The following is a 19,747-nucleotide window of genomic DNA, read 5'->3' on the forward strand; positions in this document are numbered from 1 at the left end:
AGGCCGGGGCCGCGCGAGGCTCCTGCTGGCGGGAACAGGCGCTAGGCGCCGGGAATGGTCAGCGACAGCCCCGCCCGGTCGGCCACGTTGCAGATGTGCGCGCGCATCGCGCGGCGCGCGGCCTCGGGCGAACCGGTGGCCAGCGCCTCGATGATCTCGGCGTGCTCGCGTATCGGTTCGCGCACGCGGGCGGGATCGGCGAACGCCACCTGGCGGCTGCCGTCGACCACGTCGCCGATGCTCTCGGCCAGGTCCAGCAGCATGGGGCTGCCGGCGATCTCGAACAGGCAGGCGTGGAAGGCATGGTCGCCTTCGGACATGGTGACCAGGTCGCCGGCGTCGGCCGCCTGCTCCATCTGCGTGATGGTGGCGTGCAGACGGCTCAAGCCCGCCTGCGTGACGACGCTGGCGGCCAGCCCCGCCGCCAGTTCTTCGAGCTGGTTGCGCACCAGGTACACGTCGCGCAAGGCGTAGCGCCCCTGGAAGCGCCAGCGGCCGTAGGCGCTGCCCAGCCCTTTCTCGCCGGGCCTGGCGATGAACACCCCGCGGCCGGCTTCGCTGCGCAGCATGCCCAGGCCTTCCAGCATGGTGATGGCCTCGCGCAGCGACGCGCGGCTGACGCCGAGCGACTCGGCCAGCTGGCGCTGCCCCGGCAGCTTGCCCGCCGCCGCCCATTCGCTCGAACGGATGCGGGCCTGCAATTGCTGGGCGATGTGTTCGACGGTATTCATCGTGGAATTCCTCGGCGCGCGGGCGCGCTGGGCGCGCCCCCGGGGGTCGTTGACAGCCAAATCCTGCCTGGGCATTATGACACCCAACTGGTCTGACCGGTAAGGATAAAACCGGGCCGGACAACGCCCCCGGCGCGCCGCCGGGGCCCCGCCCCCCCTCTACAGCGAAACGCCGCCCATGACCGACCTCCACGATAGATTCGCCCGCGCCGTCGACGCCCAGGCCCGGCTCGCCGGCTACCCCTACGGCGAACGGCGCCAGGCCTGGCTGGACCGGCTGCGCGTCAACCTCCCCGAACTCGAAACCCTGGACGCGCTGGCGCCGGAAGCGGAGCTGGGCTACCTGGCGCCGCCCCCGCCCCCCTCCGCGTCCGCCCACCCGCTGCCCGCGGCCCAGGCCGGCCGGGGCATCGCGGTTTCGCGCCACGTGCCCGGCATCGCCGCCATCGCGCGCGAATGCCGCGACGCGCCCGAGCACGCGGCCGACGCCGCCAAGGCCGCGCTGGCCGCCGCGCGCCAGCAGGCCGACCTGAACGCCTTCATCACCCTGTCCGACACGCCGGCGCTGGACGGCGCCGCCGCCGCCGCGGCCCGCAAGCTGCGCGAAGGCGCGGCCATGCCGCTGATGGGCGTGCCCATCGCCGTCAAGGACTTGATGCAGGTGGCCGGTTTCCCCCAGACCAACGGCAGCGGCGGCCTGAAACCGCCGCCCGCCCTGCGCGACGCGCTGGCGGTGGCGCGCCTGCGCGAGGCCGGCGCCCTGGTGGTCGGCACCACCAACCTGCACGAACTCGCCTACGGCATTACCAGCGAAAACCCGCACTACGGATGGGTGGGCAATCCTCGCGCGGCGGGCTACACCGCGGGCGGCTCCAGCGGCGGCTCGGCCGCCGCCGTGGCCGCCGGCATCGTCCGCGTGGCCGTCGGCACCGACACGGCCGGCTCCATCCGCATCCCCGCCTCCTGCTGCGGCGTGGTGGGCTTCAAGCCCACCTTCGACGCCGTGCCGCGCGACGGCGCGCAGGCGCTGGGCGCCAGCCTGGACCACCTCGGCCCGATCGCCGCCAGCGTGGCGGACGCCGCGCTGGCCTTTTCCATCATGGCGGGCCAGGCCGAACGCACCGTCAGCGTGGGCGCCTTGCGCGGACTGCGCGTGGGCGTGCCGCGCAATTACTTCTACGCGCCGCTGGCCGACGACGTGGCGCAGGCGGTCGATCGCGCGCTGGCCTTGATGCAGGCGGACGGGGCCGTGCTGGTCCCGCTGGACCTGCCCGGCGTCGAGCACAGCGCCGCGCTGCAGTTCACTACCCTGTGCAGCGAAGCCACCGACATCCACTGGCGCCGGCTCATCGACCAACCCGAGACCCTGGGCGCCGACGTGCGGGTGCGGCTGGAGGTCGGGCAGTTCCTCCCGGCCACCTGGTACACGCGGGCGCAGCGCGGCCGCGCCGCGCTGGCGCGCCTGTTCGACCAGGCGATGCAGGCGGTGGACGTGCTGGTCACGCCCACGCTGCGCATCGAGCCGCCGCGCTCGGGCGCCGGCGCGGTCGTCATCGGCGGCCAGGAAGTGCCGCTGCACACGGCCGTCACCGGGCTGACCATGCCCTTCAACCTGACCGGCATGCCCGCCCTGACGCTGCCTTGCGGCGCCGGCCGCAACGGCCTGCCGATAGGCCTGCAGATCGCCGGCGCGCGCGGCGCCGACTGGCGCGTGCTGAACGCGGCGGCGCGGGTGGAAGCGCTGCTCGCTCCCTGAGGCCCGGGCGGCGGCATCGCCTCCCATGCTGGTAAACACTAACTGGTAAGACCGGTACTACAGGATTAAAAAACAAACGACGTTCCCCGACCGCCGACTCCGTTCGCCCTCGCGGACGACGGCATCGCCGCAGCTCCTTTCCAAAAGGAAACAACGATGAAACTGCTTCGCTTTGCCGCAGCCGTATCCGCGGTCGTTCTCGCCTCCTCCGCCCAGGCGGCCGATCCCATCGTCATCGGCGTCAGCATCGCGCAATCGCCGCCCGGCTCCGTGGTGCAAGGCACCCAGGTGAAGGATGGCGTGGAGATCATCACCAAGATGATCAACGACAAGGGCGGCGTGCTGGGCCGCCCGCTGAAGATCGTCTACGAAGACGACCAGGGCATTCCGGAAAAGGGCCGCGCCGCGGCCGAGAAACTCATCTCGCGCGACAAGGTCGTCGCCGTGACGGGCGGCCACCAGAGCTCGGTGTGCCTGGCCGAGATCGAGGTGGCGCACCGCTACAAGGTGCCGTACGTCAACACCAACTGCTGGTCGGACGACGTGCGCATCAAGGGTTACCCGGAAGTCTTCAACCCGGCAAACTACAACACCCGCGTCTCCAGCGCCATGGCCGACACCATCGCCGCGCTGAAGGTCAAGAGCGTGGTGGCCTTCGCCGAGAATACCGACTACGGCATCGGCCAGGCCAAGCTGCTGGGCGACTTCCTCAAGAAGACCTCGCCGCAGACCCAGTACAAGTACGTGGCGCTGGACCGCGCCGGCAAGGACTTCACGCCCGCGGTGCTGCCGCTGCGCGCCAACCCGCCCGAGCTGGTGGTCAACATCATGCTGCCGCCGGCCGCGTACATCCTCATGAACCAGCTGTACGAACAGGGCGTGGCGCCCAGCGCCAAGACCTGGTTCTACGACGGCGCCGGCATCGCCGACTACCCCGACTTCTGGAAGAACGTGAAGGAAGCCGGCAAGTACATGCTGGCCTTCGGCCTGTACCACCCGCAGATGCCCATGCCCCAGCTGGGCCTGGACGTGGGCGCCGCCTACCAGAAGCAGGCCAACACCGAACCGAATCGCCTGATCTTCCAGGCCGCCGACTCGGTGCTGCTGATCGCCCGCGCCATCGAGGAAGCCAAGTCGACCGACAGCGCCGCCATCATCAAGACCCTGCAAGGCATGCAGTTCGAGGGCGTGCGCGGCAAATTCAGCTTCTCGCAGCAGCCGGGCTACACCTACCAGCAATGGGTCGACATCCCGTACGTCACCTACCAGCTGACCGAAGTGGACCAGCCCTTGAGCAAGACCACGCTGATCCAGGCCTCGGGCCAACCGCTCCAGATCGATAAGGTCATCAAACCAAAGTGATGGAGCCCCCACGCCGCGCAAGCTGCGCTTGCTTGCTGCCCCCCGAGGGGGCGTCTTTTGTCTTGGGGCGGCCTGGCGGCAAAAGGGGCCCCCACGCCGCGTCTCCGGCCTGCTGCCCCACAAGGCCGGACCGCCTCCATTCTTGAACCGCAATGAACGCCGGGGCCCGGCCCCGGCGTCAGGGAGCATCGAGTGCTGGCACTGGACCTGTTCGTCAACGGCCTGATCATCGGCCTGTTCTACGCGCTGATGGCGGTCGGCCTGACCATGATCTTCGGCATCCTGAAGGTCGTGAATTTCGCGCACGGCGAGTTCTACATGATCGGGGCCTACACCTACACCCTGGTGTCGCTGGCCCTGGGCGTGCCGCCCTGGCTGGCGCTGCCCGTGGCCGCGGCCGCCGGCGCGCTGCTGGGCTGGGCCACCGAACGCTGGCTGATGCGCCCGCTGTACGCCGGCTACGGCTCCTGGGGGCTGATGAAGGACGAGTACGCGGTGGTGGTCACCTTCGGCCTGTCGCTGCTCCTGATCAACCTGGTGGACAAGGTGGTGGGCCCCTACCCCATGCGCGGCCCAGCCCTGTCCGACGTGACGCGCATGGCGGTCGGCCCTTTCATGATGAGCGGCCAGAAGCTGATCACGGCGGGCCTGTCCATCGTGCTGCTGGTCGGGCTGGCGCTATTCATCAAACGCTCGCTCTGGGGCCGCCAGGTGCAGGCGGTGGCGCAGAACCGGCTGGGCGCCTCCATCGCCGGCATCGACACCGCGCGCGCCAGCAGCATTATCTTCATGGCCTCGGGCGTGCTCGCGGCGCTGGCCGGCGCGTTGCTGGCGCCGGTCATCAATCCCGCGCCGGACGTGGGCGCGTTCCCGGCCATCAAGTCCTATGTGATCGTCGTGATCGGCGGCATGGGATCGATACCCGGCAGCATCCTGGCGGCGCTGGCGCTGGGCGTGCTCGAAAGTTTCGGCGCGGTGTACCTGTCCTATGACTACCGCGACACCTTCGGGCTGGCCCTGCTGATCCTGATCCTGCTGTTCCGGCCCAAGGGCCTGTTCGGCGAACGCGCGCGGGAGGTCTGAACATGGATCCGCTCACCCACCCCAACCTGCTGCGCAACAAGCTGCGCCAGGAGATGCGCCTGTCGCTGGCGTTCCTGGCCGTGCTGGCGTTGCTGCCGCTGGGCATTTCGTCGCCGTATTGGCTGGGCGTGCTGATCGTCAGCATGTATTTCGCGATGCTGGCCACCGGCTGGAACCTGCTGGCGGGCTACACGGGCCAGTTTTCGCTGGCGCCGGCGGCCTTCGCCATGCTGGGCGGCTACACCACCGGCCTGCTGGCCTTCCACTGGGGCGTGCCGCTGTGGCTGGGGCTGCCGTTGTCGGCGGTGGTGCCGGGGCTGATCGGCCTGGTGCTGGGCCGCATCGTGCTGCGGCTGTCGGGCCCCTACCTGGCGCTGACCACGCTGTCCTTCGCCGAGATCGCGCGCCTGATCATCTACAACTCCATCGACTTCACCCGCGGCGACCAGGGCCTGCACGTGCCGGCCCTGCTGGACAGCCGCGTCGGCAACTACTACCTGTTCCTGGGCGTGCTGGCGGCGGTGACGCTGCTGGTCTTCCTGCTGCTGCGGGCCCGGCCGGGCCGCTTCCTGCAGGCGATCCGCGACGACGAGATCGGCGCGGCCAGCCGGGGCATCGACGTGGTGCGCTACAAGACCCTGGCCTTCCTGGCGAGCTGCGCCATCTGCGGATTCGCCGGCGGGCTGTATGGCACGTTCGCGCAGCTGGTCAGCCCGGAGCTGGGCATCGTGGCGCAGACCGGCATGGTGATCGCCATGGTCGTGATCGGCGGCATGGGCACGCTGGTCGGCCCGCTGCTGGGCGCCGTGCTGGTGTACGTGGCCTCCGAGATGCTGCGCGACGTCGGCAACATCCAGATGATCGTGTTCGCGCTGCTGGTCATCGTATTCGCGCGCTTTTTCCGCGAGGGGCTGTGGGGCCTGGCGCGCCGCGCCGCGCTGCGCCGTTCCGGCAACGCCAGGGGGGCCTGATGGCACTGCTGCAGATATCGGGAATACAGAAGCGCTTCGGCGGCCTGCTCGCGGTGAACGGCGCGGGCATGGACGTGGCCGACGGCGAACTGCTGGGGCTGATCGGCCCCAACGGTTCGGGCAAGACCACCCTGCTCAACGTCCTGTCGGGCCACCTGGCGGCGGACGCGGGCGAGGTGCGGCTGGACGGCCGCAGCATCATGGGCCTGAACCCCACGCAGCTGACGCGGCTGGGCGTGCTGCGGATGTTCCAGATGACCCGCGTGTTCAACCGCGTGAGCGCCTACGACAACCTGGTCGTGTGCGGGCTGGCGATGGGGCTGGACGAGGCCGGCGCGAGCCGCCGCGCGCTGGAACTGCTGGAGGAGCTCAAGCTGGGCCACGTCATGCACCTGGACGCGGGGCAGCTATCGGGCGGGCAGAAGAAGCTGCTGGAATTCGGCGCCTGCTTCATGGTGCCGCCGCGCGTGGCGCTGCTGGACGAACCCTTCGCCGCGGTGCACCCCGTCATGAAGGAAACCATGTCGGAGTTCATCCGCCGCCGCAACCAGGGCGGCCAGACGTTCATCCTGGTCAGTCACGATATGCCGGTGGTCGTGGACTTGTGTCCGCGCTCGGTCTGCATGAACGCCGGCCGGGTGCTGGCCGATGGCCCCACCCAGCAGGTGCTGCGCGAGCCGGCGGTGATCGAGGCCTATCTGGGCGAGCAGGGACAAGAGGAGCAGAACCATGCCTGACACCCTCCTGGCCATGGAGAGCGTGACCGCCGGCTACCTGGGCGACATCGACGTGCTGCGCAATGTGTCGCTGACGGTGGAGGCGGGCCGCGTCAGCGGCCTGATCGGCCTGAACGGCGCGGGCAAGTCGACGCTCATGAAGGCGATCTGCGGGTTCCTGCCGCCGAAGTCCGGCCGCGTGACGCGGGCCGGGCGCGACATTTCCGGGCAGGCGCCGCATCGCATGATCGACGACGGCCTTTGGTACATCCCGCAGGAATCCAGCCTGTTCCCCTACCTGACGGTGGAGGAAAACCTGCGCCTGCCGCTGGAAGGCCGGCGCAAGCGCTACGGCGAGGTGCTGGAATCGCGCTTCGCCGACACGCTGGAGCGGTTCCCGGTGCTGAAGGAGAAGCTGAAGGACCAGGCCGGCAATCTGTCGGGCGGCCAGCAGAAGTCGCTGGAGTTCGCCAAGGCCTATATGGTCCAGCCCCAGGTCTGCCTGATCGACGAGCCCAGCATCGGGCTGGCGCCGCGCGTGGCGGCCGAGGTGTTCCAATGGATCCGCGCGTTCGCCGAGACGGGCATGGGGATCCTTCTGGTGGACCACAACGTGCGCCGGGTCGTGGCCATGTCCCACCACATCTACGTGCTGAGCCTGGGCGAGATCACCGCTTCCGGCTCGCCCGAGGATTTTGCCGGCGACCTGCACGAACAGGTGCGCGAATGGCTGGGGATCAATTTCTGATGGATACGCGGACTCTGATGGCGCAGCCTTTGACGGCCGAGGCGTTCGCGCCCTACGGCGAGGTGGTCAGCAGCGCCGGCCGCAGCGGCCGCGAAATCAACGCGGGCACCTCGCTGCGGGTGGAGTTGCGGGAGCCCGACCTCCTTGCTGCGGGCGGACGGCCTTCGCTGTCGGTGTTCCGGGCGCAGGGAATCGCACTGCCGTTCGCGGCGCAGGTGGTGGAGCGGCACCGGCTGGGCAGCCAGACGTTCCTGCCGCTGGCGGCGACGCCTTATGTGGTGCTGGTGGCGCTGGGCGCGGACGCGCCGGATCCGGCGACGCTGCGCGCTTTCCTGGCGGGTCCGGGGGTGGGGGTTACGCTGTGGCGGGACGTTTGGCACCACCCGCTCCTGGCGCTGGCGGACGGCGAGTTCGCGGTGCTTGAACGGGCCGGCCCCAGCGTGGATTGCGAGCTGGTGCCGTTGCCGGATGCGCCCTGGATGCTGCGGGCGGACTGACCCGCCGGTTTCGCCCGCGGCCGGGCTCAGGCGGAGGCTTTGCGCCAGACGCTGGCGAGCCAGGGCTGCTGTTCCAGGGGCAGGCCTTGCGGGCGGAAGTAGTGTTCGAGTTCTTCGAAACCGGCGGCCGCCATCAGGCTGCGCCAGCCTTCCAGGTCATGGTAGGCGCCGTAGCGGCCGCGATTCCAGCCTTCCTGGTTGCCGCCGCGCGGATTGGAGCTGAACAGCACGCCGCGTGGTTTGAGGGCGGCGCGCAGTTCGCGCAATACCCGGGGCAGTTCCTGGCCGGGCACGTGGAACAGGACGGCGTTGGCAAAGATGCCGTCGAAGCGGTCGTCGGGCAGCGCGAGGTGCAGGAAGTCCTGGTGCCAGACTTCGCAACCGCTGGCCTCGCGGGCCATATCGACGAAGCTCGGAGTGCCGTCGAGGCCGACGGCGCGATGGCCGAGGGCGGTGAACGTCTTGAGGTCTCGGCCGGGGCCGCAGCCCAGGTCCAGGATGTCGTACGGAGGTTCGCCTTCGATGTGGCGCAGCAGCGCGGCGATGTTCTGGCTGACATCGTGGTCGCGGGTGCCGGCTTCGAACGAATCGGCGTTGTCTTCGTAGTGCGCGAGCGTCAGGGCGGTGATGTTCGCCAGGTCTTCGGGGGTCAGGTGCATATCGGGGATTGTGCACCAACTGGAGGAGTTCCAGGAGGCTGGAGGCAGTGCTATTGACGCCGGTCGCGGCGGGGGCCTGGGGCGCGCGGGGCCACGATTGCGGTCCGGAGCCTTCGCTCCGGACTGCCCCCTTGTCATCTTCGTCACCGCCTGCGGCGGTTCCTTCAGATTCCCTCGGGCTTATCGACGCCCCGCGCGCCCCAGGCCCCCGCCACGACCGGCTGCATTGGTATTGCTTGTCACGTCGCTGGGACGGGTGGGGTTCTTGAGGTTCTTGCCGGAAGCTGGGTACCTCGGAAGCGTTTGCGGGGTCGCCCCAAGGCGGCCGCGCGGGCGGCCTTTTGGGGCATTTGGGTGTGCTGGCGGGAAGGTGGTGGCCGTGGTGTGAGGCCGCGCTGGGAGCGGTTGTGTACGGCAATACTGGGCGCGGTGACGCAAGCGCTATCGGGACGCGGCGGCGTGAAGCTCATGCAAAAAGGGTGCAGGCACCGGAGATTTTCCGGTGCCTGCACCCTTTTCATTGCGGAGCCGCCGGCGCCGGATGCCGCGGCGGAAGGCGCACGCGCGCCCTCCGGGGTCCGGCGCCGTGGGCGGCTTCAGGCGGCGATGCGGCCTTCGATGCTGGCCTTGACGGCGGGCAGGTCCTTGGGCAGGCCCTGCTCCAGCTGGGTGAAGAGCTCGTCGTGCAGGGCGAGTTCCGCGCGCCAGGCGTCCGCGTCCACGGACATGACCTGTTCGAACTTGTCCGGGCTGAACTCCAGGCCGGTCCAGTCGATGTCCTGGTAGCTGGGCGAAATGCCGAACACCTGGTCCACGCCCTTGGACTGGCCGTCGATGCGGCCGAGCATCCAGCGCAGCACGCGCATGTTGTCGCCGAAGCCGGGCCAGACGAACTTGCCGTCGGGGCCCTTGCGGAACCAGTTGACGCAGTAGATGCGCGGCAGCGTGGCGCCGGCGGCTTCCAGTTGCTTGCCCAGCTTCAGCCAGTGGCCGAAGTAGTCGCTCATGTTGTAGCCGCAGAACGGCAGCATGGCAAAGGGGTCGCGGCGCACCACGCCCTGCTGGCCGGCGGCCGCGGCGGTGGTTTCCGAGCCCATGGTGGCGGCCATGTAGACGCCTTCGACCCAGTTGCGGGCTTCGGTGACCAGCGGCACGGTGGTGGAACGGCGGCCGCCGAAGATGAAGGCGTCGATGACCACGCCCTGCGGATTTTCCCATTCGGGGTCGATCGAGGGGCATTGCGCGGCCGGCGCGGTGAAGCGCGCGTTGGGGTGCGCGGCCTTGCGGCCGGTTTCGCGCGCGATGGCCGGGGTCCAGTCCTGGCCTTGCCAGTCGACCAGGTGCGCGGGCGGCGTGTCGGTCATGCCTTCCCACCAGACGTCGCCGTCATCGGTGAGCGCCACGTTGGTGAAGATGACGTTGGCCTTGAGCGTGGCCATGGCGTTGAAGTTGGTCTGCTCGCTGGTGCCCGGCGCCACGCCGAAATAGCCGGCTTCCGGGTTGATGGCGTGCAGGCGGCCGTCGGGGCCGGGCTTGATCCAGGCGATGTCGTCGCCGATGGTGGTGACCTTCCAGCCGTCCATGCCCTGGGGCGGGATCAGCATGGCGAAGTTGGTCTTGCCGCAGGCCGACGGGAAGGCGGCCGCGACGTGGTACTTGCGGCCCTTGGGCGAGGTGACGCCCAGGATCAGCATGTGTTCGGCCAGCCAGCCCTGGTCGCGCCCCATGGTGGAGGCGATGCGCAGCGCGAAGCATTTCTTGCCCAGCAGCGCGTTGCCGCCGTAGCCCGAGCCGTAGCTCCAGATTTCGCGGCTCTTGGGGAAATGGACGATGTACTTGGTGGGGTTGCACGGCCAGGAGACGTCGGCTTCGCCGGCGGCCAGGGGCTTGCCCACGGAATGCACGCAGGGCACGAAGTCGCCGTCGGCGCCGAGCACGTCGTAGACCTGCTTGCCCATGCGCGTCATGATGCGCATGTTCACGGCCACGTAGGGGCTGTCGGAGAGTTCCACGCCGATGTGGGCGATGTCCGAGCCCAGCGGGCCCATCGAGAACGGCACCACGTACAGCGTGCGGCCGCGCATGGCGCCGTCGAACAGGCCGTTGAGCGTGTCGCGCATCTCGGCGGGATCCGCCCAGTTGTTGGTCGGGCCGGCATCCTCGGGACGGTCGGAACAGATGAAGGTACGGTCTTCCACGCGGGCGACGTCGGAGGGATCCGACCAGGCCAGGTAGGAATTAGGCCGCTTGGCGGGGTTCAGCCTGCGCAAGGTGCCCGACTGGACCATCTGCTCGCAGAGGCGGTCGTATTCTTCCTGGGAACCATCACACCAGACGACGTTGTCGGGCTTGGCCAGGGCGACGAAGCTCGCCACCCAGTCGATCAGGCCGCGGTGCTTGACGTAGGCAGGCACGTTCAAGGCTGCCAATCCCCCATCCAAAGGCTTATTCATCGGGGTTATCTCCATACTGATAAGGCTAATGGTGATACGGCCCCATTTGGAGTGGGGCCGTAGCAATTTGCGCCATCATACTTGCAGCCGCCGGTTGCCCGTCAACCCATCCTCATGGACGACATTGTCACCGGTTGAGTCCGCTCAGGCGTAGCGGCCGTCGCGCAGCTCCCGGCGGATGATCTTGCCCGTGGCCGTGGTGGGCAAAGTGGTTACAAAGCGGATGGCGCGCGGGTATTCGTGCGCCGCCAGGCGGGTGCGCACGTGGGCCTGCAGCGACTTCACCAGCGCGTCGTCGCCCTCGAATCCTTCGTTCAAGACCACGTAGGCCATCACGATCTCGGTGCGCTCCGCATCCGGCACTCCCACCACCGCCGCCATCCGCACGGCGGGATGGCCGATCAGGCAGTCTTCGATGGGGCCCGGGCCGATGCGGTAGCCGGCGCTGGTGATGACGTCGTCGTTACGGCCCACGAAGCGGATGAAGCCCTGCTCGTCGCGCACGCCCAGGTCGCCGGTCAGGAGGTAGTCGCCGGCGAACTTCTCTGCCGTGGCCTGCGGATTGTTCCAGTAACCCAGGAACATGACCGGGTCGGGCCGCAATACGCCGATATTGCCCTCCTGTCCATCGGCCACTTCGACGCCCTGCTCATCCACAATCGCAACCCGGTGGCCGGGCGCGGCGCGGCCGATGGCGCCGATGACCGGCTCGAACAGCGAGGAGCACGAGGACACCAGCATGTTGCATTCCGTCTGGCCGTAGAACTCGTTGATGGTGACGCCCAGCACGCGGCGGCCCCAGTCGATGAGTTCCGCGCCCAGCGACTCGCCGCCGCTGGCGACGGAGCGCAGCGCCAGGGCCGGCGCGCCGGGCGGCGGCACCACGCCGCGCATCATCTTGAGCGCCGTGGGCGGCAGGAAGGTGTGGGTCACGCCGTGGCGGGCCATCAGTTCGAGGGCGCTGGCGCCGTCGAACTTCTCGAAGCGGCGCGCCAGCACGGGCACGCCGTGGTGCCAGGCGGGCAGCAGCACGTCCAGCAGTCCGCCGATCCAGGCCCAGTCGGCCGGCGTCCACATCAGGGCGGCGTTCTCGGGGAAGAATTCGTGCGACATCTCGACGCCGGGCAGGTGGCCCAGCAGCACGCGGTGGGCGTGCAGCGCGCCCTTGGGCTTGCCGGTGGTGCCCGAGGTATAGATGATGACCGCCGGGTCGTCCGCGGCCGTGGCCACCGGCGCGTATTCGTCGGACTCGGCGGCCAGCGCGGCGTGGAACGGCACGGCGTCGTCCACGGGCTCGTCGTCGATGCAGTAAACGACCTTCAGATCGGGCAGGCTGGCGCGGATCTCGCGCAGCTTGCGGCAGCCCGCCGCGTCGGTCACGAGCGCGGCCGCGCCGCTGTTGGCCAGCCGGTACTGGATGGCGTCCACGCCGAACAGGGTGAACAGCGGCACCGCCACGGCCCCCATCTTGTAGACGGCGATGTGCGTGACCGCCGTCTCGGGCGCCTGCGGCAGGTAGACGGCCACGCGGTCTCCGCGCTTGACGCCGTGGCGCTCCAGGCTGTGCGCCAAGCGGTTGGACTGCGCCTTGATCTCGTCGAAGGTATAGCGCGTCTGGGCGCCGTCGCTTTTCTCGTAGATCAGCGCCAGGCGGCCGCTGCCGTCGGCCCACTTGTCGCAGGCGTCGACGCCGATGTTGTAGGCCGCCGGCACCTGCCATTGGAATTGGGACGCTAGCTGCGCGTAGGAATCGGCTCTGGACAGCATGATTTGTCTCGACTGTTGTTGTTCGCGTTGAAAATGCCCGGATCGCGTGCCTTGCCACGAACTTGACCCTGGCTCAATAATAAGCCCCCGCCCACCGTCCCGCCGCCCTCGCCCGCATGGAAAAAGCCGCCACCGTCCCGATACGCCGTCCGCCGGCCAGCGCCAAGTCCGAACAGCGCATCCGGGACATCCTGCGCGTGGCGCGCCAGGTTTTCTCGGAGGCGGGATTCCAGGCGGCCACCGCCACGGAGATCGCGCAGCGCCTGGGCGTGTCCGAGGCGACGGTCTTCACTTATTTCGGGGGCAAGCGCGAGCTGTGCGTGCGGGTGATCAGCGACTGGTACGACGAGATCATCGCCAAGGTCGAGGACGACCTGCCGCGCGTGCACGGCGCGCGCGCCCAGCTGCATTACCTGGTGCATGCGCACCTGCGGCACCTGCTGGCGGAAGGCTCCGGGCTGTGCGCCTTCATCCTCTCCGAGGGGCGGGCGCGCAACGATGATTTCGGCGAGGTCTACGCCGGGCTGCAACGCCGCTACACGGCGCCGCTCATGCGCATCCTGGCGCAGGGCCAGGCCGACGGGGACATCCGGCGCGACATGCCGCTGCGGCTGCTGCGCTCGGCGGTCTACGGGCCGATGGAGCACGTGCTGTGGGACGCCATCCTGCGCGGCGCGCGGGTGGACGTGGGCGCCACCGCCGACCAGCTGGTCGGCTTCCTGTGGCAGGCGCTGCAGCCGCCCGACCGCGACGCGCTGGCGCTCGCCCAGTTCCGCGGCGAAGTGCGGGATGCCCTGCATCGCCTTCAGTCGTCGGAGAACAGGGACGGCGGGGCGTACTGAGGAAAGCCGTTGTAGGTGTCTCCTCGTTCGGCCGGGGCCAGGGTCCAGGAATGCCGCGCGTTGGGCACGCCGCCATCCACGCGGATGACGCTGCCGTTGATGAACGCGGCCGCCGGCGACAACAGGAACACCACGGCCGCGGCCAGCTCGGCCTCGGTCCCGAAGCGCTGCAGCGGCACCTTGGTCTTCAGCTCGCGCAGCACCGCGCGGTAGGCGTCGTCGTAGCTGTCCATGCCGCTGGAGGCGATCCAGCCGGGCGCCACCGCGTTGACGCGCACGCCCGCGTGCGCCCATTCGCAGGCGGCCGTTTCGGTCAGGTTCCAGACGCCGGCGCGGGCCGCGCCCGAATGGCCCATGCCCGGCATGCCGCCCCAGATGTCGGCCAGCATGTTCACGATGGCGCCGCCGTGCTGGCGCATGTGCTGGGTGTAGACCTCGCGCGCCATCAGGAAGGTGCCGTGCAGGTTGTTCTGGACCACGGCGTTCCAGCCGTTGAAGCTGATGCGGTCCAGCGGCGCGGGGAACTGCCCGCCCGCGCAGTTGAACAGCCCGTCGATGGCGCCGTGCCGGGCTAGCGCGTCGGCGACGGCGCCGCGCACGCCGGCCTCGTCGCGGATGTCGCAGGCGTGCGCGCTGATTCGGCCGGCGGCCTCGGGATAGATCCGCGCGATCTCCTGTTCGGCGGCCTGCAGCTTGTCGGGCTTGCGCCCCACCAGGGCCAGGCTCGCGCCCAGCGACGCCAGCTCGTGGGCGGTGCAGCGGCCCAGGCCGCTGCCTCCGCCCGTCACCATGATCGTCTTGCCCTCGAACAGGCCCGGCCTGAATACCGACGCGTAGCGGGGGTCGGCGGCGGGGCCGCCTGCTTGTGCTTGCATGTCTCGCTTCCTCGTTTTTTCTTGAGGATAACTCAATACTTGCCCATCATGCATCGCGGCTGGCAGGATTTCCCCCTAGAATGGGCTCATCGGCTTTCCGCGCTTATTGAGCCTTCATCAAGAAAACAGGAGACACCGCATGACGATGCACGCCCCGCTGGACGTCGCCCATGAGGGCCCCGTCGCCCGCCTGACGCTGAACCGCCCCGACACGCGCAATGCCTTCGACGAGTCGCTGATCGCCGCCCTGACCGATGCGGTCCGGACGGCCGCGGACGACCCGCGCATCCGCGTGCTGCTGCTGACCGGCGCGGGCAAGGCGTTCTGCGCCGGCGGCGACCTGAACTGGATGCGCAAGATGGCCACCCTGACCGACGCCGCCAACCGCGAGGACGCGGCGCGCCTGGGCGCCATGCTGCATGCGATCTGGTCCTGCCCCAAGCCGGTGGTAGCCAGCGTCAACGGCGACGCCTATGCCGGCGGCATGGGGCTGCTGTCGGCCTGCGACATCGCCATCGCCGCCGACCACGCGCATTTCTGCCTCTCGGAAACCCGCCTGGGCCTCTTGCCCGCCACCATCAGCCCCTACGTGATCCGCGCCATGGGCGAGCGCGCCGCCAACCGCTATTTCCTCACGGCCGAACGCTTCGACGCCGGCACCGCGCTGCGGCTGGGATTGGTGCATCAGGTCGTCGCGCCGGAAAGCCTCGCGCAGGAGACCATGGCGATCTGCCGCGCCCTGTGCGCCAACGGCCCGGGCGCGGTGCAGGCCAGCAAGCGCCTGGTGCGCGATTTCGCCGGCCGGCCGATCGACGCGGCGCTGATCGCGGATTCGGTCGAGCGCATCGCGGCGATCCGCGGCACCGACGAAGCCCGCGAAGGCGTGGCCGCGTTCCTGGAAAAGCGCGAGCCGTCCTGGCGCGCCGGCGCATAGGCGGCCGCGCGGCCCGCGGCTTGCCGGCAGCGCCGCCGCGGGCCGCGCGGCGGCGCATGCCATAATCGCAGGCGCCCTCCAGGAAGCCTCATGTCTCAAGCCACGCTCCCCGAATTTCCCCCGCTGAACGCCGAACGCCTCTGGGCCCGCGCCGAAACGCTGTCCCGCTACACCCTGCCCGACATGCCCTGGACGCGCCGGGCGTTTTCGCCGCTCTTCGACGAAGCCCGCGCCTGGCTGCGCGCCGAATTCGAAGCCGCCGGCCTGGCCACCCGCGTGGACGCGGGCGGCAACCTGATCGGCACGCTGCCCGGACGGGACCCGGCCCGCAAGCCCATCGCCACCGGCTCGCACTGCGACACCGTGATGAGCGGCGGCCGCTACGATGGGATCATCGGCGTGCTGGCGGGCATCGAAGTCGCCCACAGCCTGCGCGAGCATGGCGTGCAGTTGGAGCACCCCTTCGAAGTGATCGATTTCCTGTCCGAAGAACCCAGCGACTACGGCATCTCTTGCGTGGGCAGCCGCGCGCTGTCGGGCCAGCTGAGCGCGGACATGCTGGCCGCCCGCAACGCCGACGGCGAAACGCTGGCGCAGGGCATCGCCCGCATCGGCGGCGACCCGGCAGCCCTGGGCGCGCCGCTGCGCCGCGCCGGCGAGACGGCCGCCTTCGTCGAACTCCATATCGAACAAGGGCCGGTGCTGGAAAGCCGCGGCCTGCCCATCGGCGTGGTCACCAATATCGTGGGGATCCGCCGCGTGCTGATCACCGTGGAAGGCCAGCCGGACCACGCCGGCACCACGCCCATGGAGATCCGCCGCGACGCGCTGGTGGGCGCCGCCCGCATCATCGACGCCGCCAGCCGCCAGGCCAGCGCCGCCAGCGGCAATCCCCATTACGTGGTGGCCACCGTGGGGCGCCTGTCCATGACGCCGAACGCGGCCAACGCCGTGCCCGGCCTCGTCGAGCTGACGCTGGAGATGCGCAGCGACAGCGATGCCGTGCTGGACGCCTTCCCCGAGACCCTGATGGCGGGCGTGGCGCAGGACCTGAAAGACCTGCGCCTGTCGGCCCGCTGGACCCAGCTGAGCCGCGCCCGGCCTACCGATTGCACGCCGCTGGTGATGGACGCGGTCGAGGCCGCCGCCGGCCAGCTGGGCTATGCCTCCATGCGCCTGCCCAGCGGCGCGGGCCACGACGCGGTCTACATGGCGCCTACGGGCCCCATCGGCATGATCTTCATTCCCTGTCTCAACGGCCGCAGCCATTGCCCCGAAGAATGGATCGAACCCGCCCAGCTGCTGGACGGCACCCGCGTGCTCTACCAGTCGGTGCGGGAACTCGACCGGGTACTGCGCGCCGCCTGACTCCCCTACGCCCATGGAACAGATAGAACTCAACGACAGCACCGCCGACCGTTTCCTGCTGGACGCGCCCGGCCTGAGCCTGCTGGTCTTCCACAGCCGGACCTGCGGCAACTGCCGCGTCGCGCGCGAGCAATTGCCGCAGCTGGAATTGCCCGTGGAACGCGTGTGCTGGGTAGACGCCGGCGACAACGGCGGCCTGGTCGAACGCTATGAGGTGTTCCACCTGCCCGCCATGTTCGTCACGCGCGACGGCGCCTTCTTCGGCCCCGTCCAATCCACCCTGGCGGAATGGGATCTGCGCCAGCAGATCGGCCTGGCCCTGGACAGCTACCCGGCCGAACTGCCGTGAGCGCCCCGGCTCCCAGGCCGCTGCGCCAGCCGCTGGATACGCTGGCCACCGGCGCCATGCTGCTGCTGTGCGTCTGCTGGGGTTTCCAGCAGATCGCGATCAAGCTGGTGGCCGACGACGTCGCGCCCATCATGCAGATCGGCCTGCGCTCGGCCTTCGCCGCCGTCGTGCTGGCGGCGGTCGTGTGGCGGCGCGAAGGCGCGCGCGCCCTCGCCGACGGCACCGCCCTGCCCGGCCTGATCGTGGGCCTGCTGTTCGCCGCGGAGTTCCTGTTCGTGGCCCAGGGGCTGGTCTACACCACCGCCTCGCACATGTCCGTGTTCCTGTACACGGCGCCCATCTTCGCGGCGCTGGGGCTGCACTGGCTGCTGCCCGAAGAACGCATGAAGCCGCTGCAGTGGATCGGCGTGGCGATCGCGTTCTGCGGCATCGCGGTCGCGTTCCTGGGCAAGGGCCAGCCCGAGGGGCATGCCGCCGCGCCGAACATGTTGTTGGGCGATGCGATGGGCCTGGCCGCCGGGCTGCTGTGGGGCGCCACCACCGTGGCGATCCGCAAGACCTCGCTGTCCGAGGCCGCTCCCGCCAAGACCCTGCTCTACCAGATGGCGATCGCCGCGACCGGGTTGCTGGCCTACGCCGCGGCCACCGGCAGCGATGGCTTTCGCTACACGCCGGCGGCGGTGCTCAGCGTCGGCTTCCAGTCCGTGGTGGTGGCCCTGTCCAGCTACCTGGCCTGGTTCTGGCTGCTGCGCCGCTATCTCGCGTCGCGCCTGTCCATCCTGTCGTTCATGACGCCCTTGTTCGGGGTGAGCTTCGGCGTGCTGATCCTGGACGAGCCGCTGGACGCCTCCTTCGTGCTGGGCGCCTTGCTGGTCCTGGCCGGGATCACCCTGGTGAGCGGCGCGGAACTGCTGCGCGAAAAATTCCGCCGCCGCGCCGCCTGATCACGCCCGGCGCCGTCCCGGCGCCGCGTCCAGGTTCAGCACGATCATGGCCGCGCCGGCCAGCACCAGGCCGAAACCCCACCAGTCCTGCGCGGCGGGCCGGTCGCCCACCAGCGCCATGGCGCCCAGGACCCCGACCACCGGCACCATCAGCGTGGTCAAAGTGGCCACCGTTGCGCTGACCCGCTCGCTCAGCACGAACCACAGCCAGTACGCGACGGCCGTGCCCAGCACGATGTGGAACGAGAGCGCCGCCACCACCCGCCAGTTCCAGCCCTGCATCGGAAACGACTCGCCCGAGACCAGCACGCCGGCCAGGGCGCAGGCCGCCCCCACCGCCAGCTGCCACGCGGTGATCACGATGCGGTGGCCGGCCACGGGCCAGCCTTTCAGATAGACCGTGCCCGCCGCCCAGCCGAAGGCCGCCACCAGCGGAAACACCAGGCCCCTGGCCGCCGCCAGGTCATGCTCGCCGAACACCGCCCGCAGCACCGGCCAGGCCAGGATGGAGACCCCGGCCGCGCCCAGCAGCAGCGCCAGCGCGCGGCGCCGGTCCAGGCGTTCGCCCAGGACCGCCCACGCCAGCAGCGCCGACATCATGGGCATGGTGAAGGTCAGCACCGCCGCGCGCGAGGTGCTGGTGCTGAGCTGCGCCCAGGCCACCGCCAGGTTGAAGACCGCGACCGCCAGGAAGCCGCCCACCACGATGCCCGGCCACGACGCGCGCGGCGGCAGCAGGTCCAGCCGCTTGGCGCGGGCCAGCAGCAACAGCAGCAGGGCGCCGCTGCCCAGCCCCAACAGGCGCAGCGTGAACGGCGGGACGATGGACAGGACGATCTTCACCGCCGGCCAGTTCAGCCCCCAGAAGAGCGCCAGCGCGATAGGAATCAGGCGCACGCGGCCTTTTCCCTGGCGATCAGCTCGGAGAGCCCCTGGCGTTGCCGCCCGTCGGCGTCGAAATTGTCCGGGCTCAACCATTGTTCATAGGCCGCGCGCAGGGCCGGCCATTCGCCGTCGACGATGGCGAACCAGGCGGTGTCGCGGCTGCGGCCCTTGTAGACCGTGGCCTGGCGGAACACGCCCTCGAAGCTGAAGCCCAGGCGGGCGGCGGCGGCGCGCGACGGCGCGTTCAGGCTGTCGCACTTCCATTCGTAGCGGCGATAGCCCAGTTCGTCGAAAACCCGGCGCATCAGCAGGAACTGCGCCTCGGTGGCCACCCGCGTGCGCTTGAGCTGGCGCGAGAACGACACGAAGCCCACCTCGATCGCGCCATTGGGCGGATCGATGCGCATCAGCGCCAGGGTGCCGACGGCGCGGCCCGAGCTCAGGTCGATGATGGCGTGGTGCAGCGGGTCGGGGCCGGCCTGGGCTTTCTCGGCGAAGGCGCGGTAGGCGTCCTGGTCGGCGAAGGGGCCGACCGACATATAGGTCCAGTCGCTGTCGTCCGGCGCCTGGCTGAAGGCCTGGTACAGGTCCGCCGCATGGCGCTCGGCCGACAGCGGTTCCAGGCGGCAGTAGCGGCCGGCAACCGGCGTCGAGGGCGGGCGCGGGCGCGCCGTCCAGCCCGGCATGTCCGGGCCGATGGGTTGCTGAAAAGCGTTGACGCGGGGTTGCATGCTGCGGGCCTCTTCCAGGTTGGCGCGTGCCGCCGGCATTGGCGTCACGCAATCTGCATGACCTCACGATATCGGA

Annotated in this window: 19 protein-coding genes; 12 read left to right on the forward strand and 7 right to left on the reverse strand. The window is 69.8% G+C overall.

The window, feature by feature from the left end; all coding sequences use genetic code 11:
* Nucleotides 1-41: 41 nt before the first annotated feature.
* Nucleotides 42-731, reverse strand: coding sequence for a FadR/GntR family transcriptional regulator (locus ADE01S_RS05880; protein ID WP_062680541.1), 690 nt, complete (start codon nucleotides 729-731; stop codon nucleotides 42-44).
* Nucleotides 732-909: 178 nt separating this feature from the next.
* On the opposite strand from ADE01S_RS05880, the gene ADE01S_RS05885 reads away from it, so the two are divergent.
* The 7 genes from ADE01S_RS05885 (at nucleotide 910) to ADE01S_RS05915 (ending at nucleotide 7,864) form a co-directional block, all read left to right on the forward strand.
* Complete coding sequence (locus ADE01S_RS05885; RefSeq protein ID WP_062680542.1) at nucleotides 910-2,487, forward strand: amidase; 1,578 nt, start codon at nucleotides 910-912, stop codon at nucleotides 2,485-2,487.
* 156 nt (nucleotides 2,488-2,643) lie between these two features.
* The gene (locus ADE01S_RS05890) at nucleotides 2,644-3,849 is read left to right on the forward strand and encodes an ABC transporter substrate-binding protein (protein ID WP_062680543.1); all 1,206 of its coding nucleotides are present in this window, start codon (nucleotides 2,644-2,646) and stop codon (nucleotides 3,847-3,849) included.
* Between the two features lie 192 nt (nucleotides 3,850-4,041).
* Nucleotides 4,042-4,932, forward strand: a complete 891-nt coding sequence (locus ADE01S_RS05895) for a branched-chain amino acid ABC transporter permease (protein WP_062680544.1) — start codon at nucleotides 4,042-4,044, stop codon at nucleotides 4,930-4,932.
* A gap of 2 nt (nucleotides 4,933-4,934) precedes the next feature.
* On the forward strand, nucleotides 4,935-5,903 hold the full coding sequence (locus ADE01S_RS05900; RefSeq protein ID WP_062680545.1) for a branched-chain amino acid ABC transporter permease: 969 nt from the start codon (nucleotides 4,935-4,937) through the stop codon (nucleotides 5,901-5,903).
* Nucleotides 5,903-6,640 (forward strand): ABC transporter ATP-binding protein, encoded by a 738-nt coding sequence (locus ADE01S_RS05905; RefSeq protein WP_062680546.1) that lies wholly within the window; start codon nucleotides 5,903-5,905, stop codon nucleotides 6,638-6,640. Before ADE01S_RS05900 ends, ADE01S_RS05905 begins: the two co-directional genes overlap by 1 nt.
* Nucleotides 6,633-7,367 (forward strand): ABC transporter ATP-binding protein, encoded by a 735-nt coding sequence (locus tag ADE01S_RS05910; RefSeq protein WP_062680547.1) that lies wholly within the window; start codon nucleotides 6,633-6,635, stop codon nucleotides 7,365-7,367. Before ADE01S_RS05905 ends, ADE01S_RS05910 begins: the two co-directional genes overlap by 8 nt.
* The gene (locus ADE01S_RS05915) at nucleotides 7,367-7,864 is read left to right on the forward strand and encodes an ureidoglycolate lyase (RefSeq protein WP_062680548.1); all 498 of its coding nucleotides are present in this window, start codon (nucleotides 7,367-7,369) and stop codon (nucleotides 7,862-7,864) included. The genes ADE01S_RS05910 and ADE01S_RS05915 overlap by 1 nt, the downstream gene beginning before the upstream one ends.
* Before the next feature lie 26 nt (nucleotides 7,865-7,890).
* Here ADE01S_RS05915 and ADE01S_RS05920 read toward each other — a convergent pair whose 3' ends face one another.
* From ADE01S_RS05920 to ADE01S_RS05930, 3 genes are all read right to left on the reverse strand, one after another.
* On the reverse strand, nucleotides 7,891-8,523 hold the full coding sequence (locus tag ADE01S_RS05920; RefSeq protein WP_062680549.1) for a class I SAM-dependent DNA methyltransferase: 633 nt from the start codon (nucleotides 8,521-8,523) through the stop codon (nucleotides 7,891-7,893).
* 596 nt (nucleotides 8,524-9,119) lie between these two features.
* The gene (locus tag ADE01S_RS05925) at nucleotides 9,120-10,976 is read right to left on the reverse strand and encodes a phosphoenolpyruvate carboxykinase (GTP) (protein ID WP_062680550.1); all 1,857 of its coding nucleotides are present in this window, start codon (nucleotides 10,974-10,976) and stop codon (nucleotides 9,120-9,122) included.
* A gap of 144 nt (nucleotides 10,977-11,120) precedes the next feature.
* A complete protein-coding gene (locus tag ADE01S_RS05930) occupies nucleotides 11,121-12,743 on the reverse strand; it encodes an acyl-CoA synthetase (protein WP_062680551.1) in 1,623 nt (540 codons plus the stop codon).
* Between the two features lie 116 nt (nucleotides 12,744-12,859).
* Here ADE01S_RS05930 and ADE01S_RS05935 point away from each other — a divergent pair, with 116 nt between their 5' ends.
* On the forward strand, nucleotides 12,860-13,585 hold the full coding sequence (locus tag ADE01S_RS05935; protein WP_062680552.1) for a TetR/AcrR family transcriptional regulator: 726 nt from the start codon (nucleotides 12,860-12,862) through the stop codon (nucleotides 13,583-13,585).
* Here the strand turns inward: ADE01S_RS05935 and ADE01S_RS05940 are convergent.
* Nucleotides 13,549-14,460, reverse strand: coding sequence for an SDR family oxidoreductase (locus ADE01S_RS05940; protein WP_062680553.1), 912 nt, complete (start codon nucleotides 14,458-14,460; stop codon nucleotides 13,549-13,551). The genes ADE01S_RS05935 and ADE01S_RS05940 overlap by 37 nt on opposite strands.
* Before the next feature lie 139 nt (nucleotides 14,461-14,599).
* Between ADE01S_RS05940 and ADE01S_RS05945 the strand changes: the two genes are divergently transcribed.
* From ADE01S_RS05945 to ADE01S_RS05960, 4 genes are all read left to right on the forward strand, one after another.
* The gene (locus tag ADE01S_RS05945; RefSeq protein ID WP_062680554.1) at nucleotides 14,600-15,394 is read left to right on the forward strand and encodes an enoyl-CoA hydratase/isomerase family protein; all 795 of its coding nucleotides are present in this window, start codon (nucleotides 14,600-14,602) and stop codon (nucleotides 15,392-15,394) included.
* A 90-nt stretch (nucleotides 15,395-15,484) separates the two neighbouring features.
* Nucleotides 15,485-16,762 (forward strand): N-carbamyl-l-glutamate amidohydrolase ErtE, encoded by a 1,278-nt coding sequence (gene ertE, locus ADE01S_RS05950; protein ID WP_062680555.1) that lies wholly within the window; start codon nucleotides 15,485-15,487, stop codon nucleotides 16,760-16,762.
* 13 nt (nucleotides 16,763-16,775) lie between these two features.
* Nucleotides 16,776-17,111, forward strand: coding sequence for a thioredoxin family protein (locus ADE01S_RS05955; RefSeq protein WP_062680556.1), 336 nt, complete (start codon nucleotides 16,776-16,778; stop codon nucleotides 17,109-17,111).
* Nucleotides 17,112-17,167: 56 nt separating this feature from the next.
* On the forward strand, nucleotides 17,168-18,055 hold the full coding sequence (locus tag ADE01S_RS05960; RefSeq protein WP_062680782.1) for a DMT family transporter: 888 nt from the start codon (nucleotides 17,168-17,170) through the stop codon (nucleotides 18,053-18,055).
* Here ADE01S_RS05960 and ADE01S_RS05965 read toward each other — a convergent pair whose 3' ends face one another.
* Both ADE01S_RS05965 and ADE01S_RS05970 read right to left on the reverse strand, forming a co-directional pair.
* Nucleotides 18,056-18,952, reverse strand: coding sequence for a DMT family transporter (locus ADE01S_RS05965; protein WP_062680557.1), 897 nt, complete (start codon nucleotides 18,950-18,952; stop codon nucleotides 18,056-18,058).
* Nucleotides 18,943-19,671 carry a GNAT family N-acetyltransferase gene (locus ADE01S_RS05970; RefSeq protein ID WP_062680784.1) on the reverse strand — a complete coding sequence of 243 codons (729 nt, stop codon included), beginning with the start codon at nucleotides 19,669-19,671 and terminating at the stop codon, nucleotides 18,943-18,945. Before ADE01S_RS05970 ends, ADE01S_RS05965 begins: the two co-directional genes overlap by 10 nt.
* Nucleotides 19,672-19,747 lie beyond the last annotated feature (76 nt).

The sequence above is a fragment of the Achromobacter denitrificans NBRC 15125 genome (assembly GCF_001571365.1).
Taxonomy (GTDB): Bacteria; Pseudomonadota; Gammaproteobacteria; order Burkholderiales; family Burkholderiaceae_B; genus Achromobacter; species Achromobacter denitrificans.